General features: G+C 76.2%; 1 protein-coding gene and 1 pseudogene. Both read left to right on the forward strand.

Annotation, left to right across the window (positions count from 1 at the left end; genetic code table 11):
• A pseudogene (locus tag ACTIDRAF_RS0213245) lies at positions 1-1,296 on the forward strand (hypothetical protein); the annotation flags it as partial.
• 29 nt (positions 1,297-1,325) lie between these two features.
• Positions 1,326-2,705: type VII secretion-associated serine protease mycosin (gene mycP, locus ACTIDRAF_RS28720; RefSeq protein WP_083886278.1), on the forward strand; the 1,380-nt coding region annotated here is incomplete at its 3' end.

The following is a 2,705-nucleotide window of genomic DNA, read 5'->3' on the forward strand; positions in this document are numbered from 1 at the left end:
GCCGGCCGGCACCGGCCGGCGGACCCACCGCCGGCGACGCGGGACGACGCGCCGCCCCCGGCAGCACCTCCCGCGCCCGCTCCCGACGGACCGGCTCCCCGCCCCGCCCCACCGCCCGGCCCGACCTCGCCGTCGACCCCGGCCCGCTGGGACCTCACCTTCTACGCGGAGGAGCCACCGACCAACGAGACCCGGCCCGTCGACCCCGACGCCGAGCAGGAGCCCCCGGCTGTCGACGCGTCCCCCGTCCCCGTCGACACGCCCCCTGCCGCCGTCGACGAGCCGCCGGCCCCGGCACCCGAACCGGAGGCCCCGGCCAGCGAACCGGTGGGGGCGGGAACGCAGGACCCGGTGCCCGCCGAGGGCACCGAGGTCCCGGAACCCGCACCCGGGGACGTGGGGGGCCGGTCGGAGTCAGAGGAGGACACCGGCGGCGACGGCGCCGAGGGAGGCGGTGCCGGGGAGACGGCGGTCGCCTGGGTTCCGCCCGACCACCGGAGCACCGAGGCGGAACGCGCGGCACTCGCCCGACTGGTCGGAGAGGACTACGAGAACGCCCTGGCCACCGTCAACGCGGCGCTGGCCATGTCCCCGGTGCTGCGCGGCGCGGGCGGGGAGGCGGCGAAGGCCGACTTCGTGGCCGTGTGCCTGTACCTGGCCCACGAGGGGTACGGGGGCCGCGTCCTCAACGATGCCCTGAGGTCGGACGGCGGTCGCGGTTGGCGCGACCTCGTCGCCTGCCTGACCTCCGGCCTGCGGCGGCTCCCCGTCCACCGGGGCGCGACCTTCCAACAGGCCCACCTCCCCGACGACGGCGCCCGGCTCCGTGAGGTGTGCCCACCGGCGGAGGTGCTGGACGAACCGGGCTTCGTCAGCGCCACCGCCGTGCACGACCTGAACTCGCCCGATGCCAACGTCGACCTGCTCATCTGGTCCACCACCGGCCGCCGGGTGGGGATGCTCGGTGCGGGTGGCCTGCCCGAGGAGGTCGTCTTCTTCTCCCGCAGCCGGTTCAAGGTGCTCGACGTCGTGGGCGGGGCCGCCACCCGGCCCGCCGTCCTCGCCCGGGAACTGCGAGCCAACGAGACCAGCCTGGGCATCGGGTTGGACGAGGTCGACGCGCAGGTCCTGGCGCGGCTCCGGCGGGCGTTGAGCCGTCGGCAGCGTGCCACGCTGCGCGACCTCACCGAGGACGAGACGTTCGGCCGGTGGGCCGCTCCCTTCGGTCTGACCGGGCCGGCAGCGCCGTTGTCCTCGCCGGCCACCGCCACCGCGACCGCCGGCTCCGCCGACTGACCGGGTACCAGCCGAACCGGAGAACTGAGATGAACAGGCGTCCCGACGCCGGGGTCCACGCTTCCCGTGTCCGCAGGGGAGCCCTGCTCGCCGTCGCGGTGCTGGTCTGCCCGCAGCTGGCCGTGGGAACCGCGACCGCCCAGGAGGTGCCCCCGGTCCCCACGGTCGACTCCGGTTGCCTGCCCCCACCCGCCATGGTCGAGGAGGCCGTGCCGTGGGCGCAGCGCCGGATGCTGCCCCGGCGGGTCTGGGACCTGACGCGGGGCGAGGGAGTGACGGTGGCGGTGGTCGACTCCGGTGTCGACGGGGCGGTCCCCCAGCTCAACGGTGTGGTGTTGCCCGGTGCCGACCTGACCAACGGGGGCGGGGGCCCTGCCGACGACGACTGCTACGGCCACGGGACCTTCGTCGCCGGCATCATCGCCGCCCAGCCCGCGGAGGGCACCGGGTTCGTCGGGATCGCCCCGGGAGCGCGGATCCTCCCGCTGCGCAACGCCAACAGCCAGAACGACGGGTCGGCGGCCGTGATGGCCCAGGCGATCCACCGGGCGGTGGACGAGGGCGCGAGCATCATCAACATCTCGGCGAGTACGACTTACCCGAACGAGGATCTGCGTGCGGCGGTGGAACGGGCCACCTCCTCCGACGTGCTCGTCGTCGCCTCCGCGGCCAACAACGCGCAGGAGGGCAACCCCACCTCCTACCCGGCGGCCTACCCGGGCGTACTCGCGGTGGGCGCGATCGACGCCCAGGGGGAGCGGGGTGACTTCTCGCAGACGGGCGAGTTCGTCAGCTTGGTCGCGCCCGGCGTGGACGTGGTGAGCCTGGGCCCCGGCGGGCCCGGCCACTGGCAGGGCAGTGGGACGAGCTACGCGGCGCCCTTCGTCAGCGGGGTGGCCGCGCTCGTCCGCTCGCGGCACCCGGAGCTGACCGCGAGCCAGGTCGCCCACCGGCTCCGGGTCACGGCGGACCCGCCGCCCGCCGAACGTCCTGACCCGGCGCTGGGGTGGGGCGTGGTGAACCCGTACGCGGCCGTTACGGCGGTGGTGACCTCGGAACTGGAGGAGCAGCCCAGCCCAGCGCGGCAGCCGGCGATCTCCCACCCGGTGATCCCCGAGGACGACCCGGTGCCCCGCATCGTCGCCACCCTCACGGTGGCCTCCTCCGCCGTCCTCGCGCTCGTCGGTGTCCTGGCCGGTGTGTTCGGTCCGCCGGGGTGGCGTCGACGGTGGCGCCGGAGCCGCGTCGCCGTCGTCACCGGGCCGGAGGAGGCGGGCGCGAGCTCGTCGACCGAGCCCCCGGGGGGTGCCGAGGACGTGCCGCCGGACCCAGGCGGGGGCGGCCAGCCGAACGGCGCGGCCAGGGACGAGAGCCCCCGGGCCGTCACGCCCGCCGGGGGCGCGGTCGGG

Origin of the sequence: Actinoalloteichus spitiensis RMV-1378 (genome assembly GCF_000239155.1) — a bacterium.
In the GTDB taxonomy this organism is placed as follows: Bacteria; Actinomycetota; Actinomycetes; order Mycobacteriales; family Pseudonocardiaceae; genus Actinoalloteichus_B; species Actinoalloteichus_B spitiensis.